Raw genomic sequence first — 6,433 nt, 5'->3', positions numbered from 1 at the left:
CCGAGCCAGGATTCGAAATCTGCCACGTCCATGGATCGTCTCCTCACATCAAACCAGACCCTCGTAGCCAATATCAACAGCTAACGCCACAAGAGCCAACAACTTAGACATCTACCAAACAGCGATTTTTCTTTCATCATCGCATCAGCAGAAAACGGCTGGCACGAAGAGGCCCATCGCAGACGGGAATGGCTGCATGCCAATCAAAAAAATTCCGGCAAACCCGATCGGTATGTAAGCCAGTCTTTTTTCAAAAGACCACAACGACGAAAAGTCAATGTTGCTGCGATGTCTCATGCTTGGATCGATCTCGACACATATAATATACCGGATTTGAGAGATCTGGAGCCCGAACGAACAGCCGAACTTCTACTCGATCGGATAGATAATGATGGCGGCGTAAGACCGACATCGATCATTTCGTCTGGGCGAGGAATTTATGGAATTTGGGCCTTCGACTCTATCGTGCCAGCCGCCGCGGCAACGACGATCGAGGCAATCAATAAAACGCTTGTTCGGAAATACGCTGAGTTTGGCGCCGATCAGCGATCTGTTGACTCGACGAGAGTGCTCCGCATACCCGGATCGATAAACAGCCGAGTGATCCCAAAATTCGGATCGACCGAATGTGGCCGCGTTGGTATCATTTATGATTCTGGCCTTAGTTATCGATTTGGCGATTTGGCGAACGAAATTCTGCCGTTCAGTCGTGTGGAACTCGCAGAACTGCGACAAAAACGCGAGGCCCGCCGCGCCGCCGCCTCGAAAAACATATCTCAGGCCGTCCGACGCTTTGATCGGTCGTCTTGGTCATGCGGCGTCATCGCCGACATGCAACGTTTGGCCGATTCACGATGGGGCGGTGTAGTTCCAAAAGGTCAACGCGACATTTGGATTTTTATTGCGTCCGTTCACATCGCATGGATGTGCAGACCAGGCGAGATTACCGATGAAATCGCCGCAATCGCCATCGGCTGGGGTATAGACCAGAGCTGGATCGAAACCGGGCATTATCTTCACAGCGTCGTTGATCGTGCGACCAGGTCTGCATTCGGCGAACGCACAGAATGGTCGGGTAAATCGATCGATCCAAAATATAGATTTAGAAAAGATACATTAATTGACTGGCTGAAAATCGAACCAGACGAAATGATTGAAATGTCATGTCTGATCGATCAAAATGAAAAAAATCGACGTTCTCGATCTCGCCGGGATGTCGAAGCATCCCATCGCGACGATCGCCGATACGAGGCCGTCTGCTCGTTTTTACAAGGCGAGTCGATTGATGAAATCACGAAAAAATTTGGAATAGACCCAAAGACATTATATCGCTGGCGTCAAAAATTCCCAGGAATTAATTAAATGGGAAAGAGAAATCGGACAGGCCGAATTTTAGAAATTCGGAATCAAATTATCGCTGAAACGAAATTGCAATTAATTTTAATTGCCGAAATTCTGGAGAATTTTGAGTTTTATACAAGCCAATTTTGCTATGAATTTAATGAGGACATCAGAAATTGGCCCCCAATCGTTGAAAGACGGAAAATAATTCTGCATTTAAAAAAACGTTTGAATTATTTTCACGCGCAAGGCTGGAAGATAGATGATTTGATTTCAAAGGATTATAAAAAAATCAGATCGAATCTTTTTGCAATCCTCTATAATTGGCTACCTGAATTTTTAGAACGAGAGGTTACAGAATTCATCATAAGACCGAACCGAATTCCGTCCATGATTCCTACGGCTTTCGGTGATCGAAAAATCGACGACGAAGAAATGAGGATTTCGCTTGCAAATCTTTGTCGTGAAATGGCTGACCTTAGATGAGTCTACAGTTCATCATATTGTCATCGTTATCGCAAATCCCCCCCCCGCGCCCCCCTAAACAAGCAAGAAATTGAGGATAGCCGTGGGCTGGGCGCCCACACCGCCCCCTCGCTACGCTCGGCCCCCTTCGGGGGACTATAGGTAGAGCATGTTTTGCCCGAAAAGGCAGCTATGCTGTCATATCGGTTTTGAAGGCAAAAGCAGCATGATATCTGTCCGGCCCATTTTATATGTCTGCGCGCCGCCTCCCGAGGAATCGCGGTCCCCGAGGGCGGCGGCGAAGCAGAGCAAACGGGGGTGCTGGGCGACATCACATGCCCGGCGCGGAGTTGTCGTAGTCGTCGTCGGTGCCGGTCGTATGCGCCGGCGCTGGTCGTGCTGGCGGCCGCCATGTTGGCTGAAACGGCGTCTGAGGCTTCCCTGGCGGGGCCTCTTCGGTGTCGGTGTTGAACAATGTATCCAGTATCGACGAACGCCGCGGTTTCTGGTCCTGCGGCATCGTCGCCGCGCCTCCGTCAGTGTCGTCGTCGTTGCCAATCCATGCGTCGAAGCGGCGCCGGTCGGCGGCGGCTGTGTCAATGTTCGCATCCGCGTCGTGTCTGCTTCTCTGCTGCGCCTTGGCAGCTGCTTCGTCTTGGCCGTCCCGGATTTGTTTCAGTAGCATCTTGAACGCCTCAGTTTCCGCACCTTCGGCCGGCGTCTTTGCCGGCACGATCGTTGTACCTGGCGGGGCATCAGGCATTTGGTCGCGTCTGAAACCGTGCCGTTTCGGCAAAAGCTGGGTAAAGTCGGGTCTGATTTGAGATTCGGACATTCTTGCTTTCCTAGGGATTGTTTGGCCTTGTGCGGGTAGGCCCAGAATATCGCTCGCGTTCCGGGGTCGCAATATTTTTTCCATGCACTTGCCGGTCGTCCTGATGATTTGTTCGTCCGTCCGCTCATCGATGGATTCTGAAGGATCAGACATTCCCGTTCGATCCAGCATGATTTCCGCATCGAAAGATCTTGGAACGCTGGCTTTATCAATGACGATATCGAGCGTCGACGTGTGTCTTGTCATAGCGACAAGCGCTGATCTCGAATCTTCCTTCCCGGCAAGCCAAATTGTCTTGCTCCACGTTGCGCCCTGCGCCGCATTAATCGTGGTTGCGTAGGCATGTTGCATGATAGGCGCACTACCTTCGCGTCCTGACCGTTGAATTTCCGATAGTGTTGTGGATATCTCACGATTTTCTCCGATCGCCAGTACGATCATGCCGTTTTGATCGATCCTTCGTATTGTCAGCCGTGCCGCGTTTCGTAAAGTCAAGTCACCGATTTTTGCCTCTGCGCCCATGATCAGTCGATCGCCGGCTCTCAATGGTAAATCGACCGCCTCTGCAGTCTTCGGGTTCTTTTGACCGCGCGGAATAGCTTTCATTGTGATTTGGGGGCCGGTTAGAAGCCCGATTGTCGCGGCGTCCATTCGCAATCTCGCGTTCAATGCCGCAACGGTCGAGTTTGTTGCCGCGATTGCGACGGCCTCGCCTTTCGACTCTCTAAAAATCGTAGCGGCCGTTTCGATGGCTTCGTCGGCATCGGTTGCGATCGTGACTGCATCATTGTTTGCGTACGCTTCGAACGCAGTTTTGATATTGCCTTTCTGTGCCGCCATCGACGCCGCACGCATCCACTCGATTTTTTGCCGCCGAATTGTCCTTATTTCAGCGCCACCGATCGCCCTGCCGATCAGCGACAACGGGTCGCCGCGCGATACCGATGCAATCTGATGGCTGTCACCCTGCAGCCTGACGCTCGCCCCTGACTTTGCCGCATATCGCATCAGCGCCGCGATCTGACTGTTGCTGCACATACCAGCTTCATCAATAAGAATTAAATCGTTGTGGTGGAAAGCAAGTGTACCGGACTTCAATTCATATAATAATTTATCAACTGCGAAATATGATGCATTACATTTCAATTCAGTTTTCAGAATCTCTGCGGCCGTCCAAGATGGCGCAGCTAAAATTAGACGCCGTTTATCTTGCACACATGCCTTTAATATTGCTGCACTGCATGTTGTTTTGCCAACGCCTGGGCCTCCTTCGACGACGACAACGCCATGTGGTGACAAAGCGTGTTTGATCGCCGCGCGTTGCTCGTCTGAAAATTTATCATCATTCAGCGCAAGGTTTGTCGCGGCTGTGCTGAAACCGGATCTTGCCTCGTTCTGGCGTGAACGCGCGATCTGCGCGATTTCACGTTCTTCTCGAATGATCCCGTTTGTTGTAAATAGTTCGTCCCTCTTCGTGTAGACGACGTTAGCGTCGGTCATGGCTGCGTCGACCGCAGTCTGGATGGCCGCGCTGCTGGAACGGCCAACCGCCATAACCAGCGCCAATGCTTCGATTTCGCGCCGCTCGAACAGGCTCTGTTTCTTTGAAATCTCGTCGATTGCATCAGCGACGATCTGCTTAGCCGCCGTGTGCTCTGTTTGGATCGATCGTTCGATTTGCGGGCCGTCCATACGGCTCCATGAATCGCCCGTTTGGTAGCCGGCCGCCTGAATTTCCTTGGCCCATCGTTTTGCAAGATCCGCCGGTGACGGCAGATCGTCTTTTTTGCCTCGCGTCGCCAACGAGGCCAAGTCGGCAGCTTCAGCATGGCCTTTTGTCCGATCGATGCCTTGTTTTTTCAATTCTGCGGTGATCGTTTTTCTGCGCTTCGAGAACACGTTAAGCAACTTCGGATTGTCACCTCTGATCCTAAAGCCATGGTCTAGGTCAGCTATAACCGGCACACCAGCCGCTTCAAGCCGCTCAGCCAGCCTGAGTCTAAAGGCTGCGCCAAGCCGCATTTGCTCCTTTAAAATGCGCTCGTTGTTGACTGCGCCGAACGTGCCGTCTTCACGCATCGCAAAGTTCATAAGCGCGCTGTGACCATGAAGCTGTGGGTCGCCTTCTCTGGATGTCCGGTGGAGGTATATCGCTGCGATCGGGCTTTTGATCGCTTCTCGTGTCTTGCCACCTTTCCCTCTGCGAGCCTCGATCAGGCCCTCGCTGGCAATTTGTTCCATGGTGTCTCGAATCGAGTCCATCAACATCGCCTCAAGCCGTCTGCGATCTTGCTGCGAACTGACGGCCCATAAAATCGAAAACGATTTTGGGCTGCTGAAGGTCAGATCGAACCCTGCCCGCTTCTGTTCGCCTTTTCCTGTAACCATTGCCTTGCCGGTGACGGGATGTCGCCCTTGCGCCAATCTTGCCACGCTCTTTGAATCTGCAATGTCGCCATCAGCCCGAATCCAATTATTTGGACACCACCAGCGGCCGGCTGGTTCCATCGAACTGTCGGTATAGTATGCCGTGACAGGTCCAATCGATTTTTGCGATTGTGTCAGATATTCGATCGAAGAAATCGGATGGCACTTCATCATAGCGAGGGCAGTATAACACGTTCTCTGCACAAGGGTGCGTCAGGTGTGAAAAATAATATGCTGACACGATGACGATATGATCGACGCTAAAAAAGCGGCTTCGATCGTATTGATTGACAAAAATAATTATAAAAAAATATAGCGTGACTCATGGATGACGATTATAATAATCGACATGACAACTGTTTATGAAAACCAGAATGATGAAATTGCGATTGCTAAAGCGATCGCAAGTCTGAAGTCGAAACAGCCAAAACAGCGCAGTCGTCGTGCGGCGATCGCGCCGCATGTTGACGACATTAAAGCGTTGATCGCCTCAGGCTGGACCAGATCGGAAATTATAGGCGAGATGAAAGCGATGGGCTGTCAAATTAGCCCATCTTTGCTCAGAGACGTGCTCGGTATTCCGCCAAAACCAAAACGTCCGAAAAAATCGAAATGATCAAGCAAATCAATCCGCTGACAATCTATCACATCACCGCGCCGATCGGCCAAATGCCGGTTTTGCGAGTTGGTGTGTCTGAGACTGATCGCGCGGCCGATGTCGTTGTCTCACTTTTGCCATCTCCGGCCGATATCAACGATTTATCGAAAATCGTACAAACGGCTTTTTATCGGGCGGTTTATATTAGTTCGCAGATCACGACCGCTCGCAGTGACATCGAATCCACGCTCAAGAAAATTGGCGCGATGACGACATGGACCGATCGTCTGCCGACCTCGATGGGCATGCTTTATCGCGGTGACGGAAAAATCCGACGAGGCGCAATGATCTCGGGCGTTCGGTCGATTTGCGCCGCCTTGTCGCAGTATAGAACATTATGGCGATCCATGGGGCAAGTTGCGATTCTTGAATGCCCGAACGGCTCTGACCCATGGCTGCGGCCAGTCGATGTCTCGGAAATCGAGATGATGATTGATTCTCTTGGGGCCGAAGGCGACGAGATGAATGGCGAGTCAGGCTATATCTTGAACCGTATCGCGCATGCCACCGCGGCCGGTTTGGCGTCCTGGTTGCCTCCGTCCAGTTCAGTCGATCGAGCTGACGATGAAAATCCGGCTGGCTATGATCGCGAAAAAGAGACGATTTTTTCGTGCCTATCCGGTTAAGTCAGACACCCACTACATGTGGGGTGGACCCATGCTCCCGAATAAAGCTGGGCATAGGTTGGCGCCTCGGCGCCGCCCGCG

Annotated in this window: 5 protein-coding genes; 4 read left to right on the top strand and 1 reads right to left on the bottom strand. The window is 51.6% G+C overall.

All coding sequences use genetic code 11. The features are described 5' to 3' along the window. The first annotated feature begins 135 nt into the window (after nt 1-135). Complete coding sequence (locus B7X49_RS17395; protein ID WP_408735586.1) at nt 136-1,362, top strand: helix-turn-helix domain-containing protein; 1,227 nt, start codon at nt 136-138, stop codon at nt 1,360-1,362. Continuing rightward, nucleotides 1,363-1,827 carry a hypothetical protein gene (locus tag B7X49_RS17390; protein ID WP_286705269.1) on the top strand — a complete coding sequence of 155 codons (465 nt, stop codon included), beginning with the start codon at nt 1,363-1,365 and terminating at the stop codon, nt 1,825-1,827. It begins immediately after the preceding gene. A 310-nt stretch (nt 1,828-2,137) separates the two neighbouring features. Here B7X49_RS17390 and mobF read toward each other — a convergent pair whose 3' ends face one another. Next, nucleotides 2,138-5,239, bottom strand: coding sequence for a MobF family relaxase (gene mobF / locus B7X49_RS17385; RefSeq protein ID WP_286705268.1), 3,102 nt, complete (start codon nt 5,237-5,239; stop codon nt 2,138-2,140). A 178-nt stretch (nt 5,240-5,417) separates the two neighbouring features. Between mobF and B7X49_RS17380 the strand changes: the two genes are divergently transcribed. Both B7X49_RS17380 and B7X49_RS17375 read left to right on the top strand, forming a co-directional pair. Beyond that, a complete protein-coding gene (locus B7X49_RS17380) occupies nt 5,418-5,684 on the top strand; it encodes a hypothetical protein (protein ID WP_286705267.1) in 267 nt (88 codons plus the stop codon). Further along, nucleotides 5,681-6,352 carry a hypothetical protein gene (locus B7X49_RS17375; RefSeq protein ID WP_286705266.1) on the top strand — a complete coding sequence of 224 codons (672 nt, stop codon included), beginning with the start codon at nt 5,681-5,683 and terminating at the stop codon, nt 6,350-6,352. The genes B7X49_RS17380 and B7X49_RS17375 overlap by 4 nt, the downstream gene beginning before the upstream one ends. The last annotated feature ends 81 nt before the right edge of the window (nt 6,353-6,433 follow it).

The sequence above is a fragment of the Acidiphilium sp. 34-64-41 genome (genome assembly GCF_002282635.1).
GTDB lineage: Bacteria > Pseudomonadota > Alphaproteobacteria > Acetobacterales > Acetobacteraceae > Acidiphilium > Acidiphilium rubrum.
This window is presented reverse-complemented; position numbering and strand designations above follow the sequence as displayed.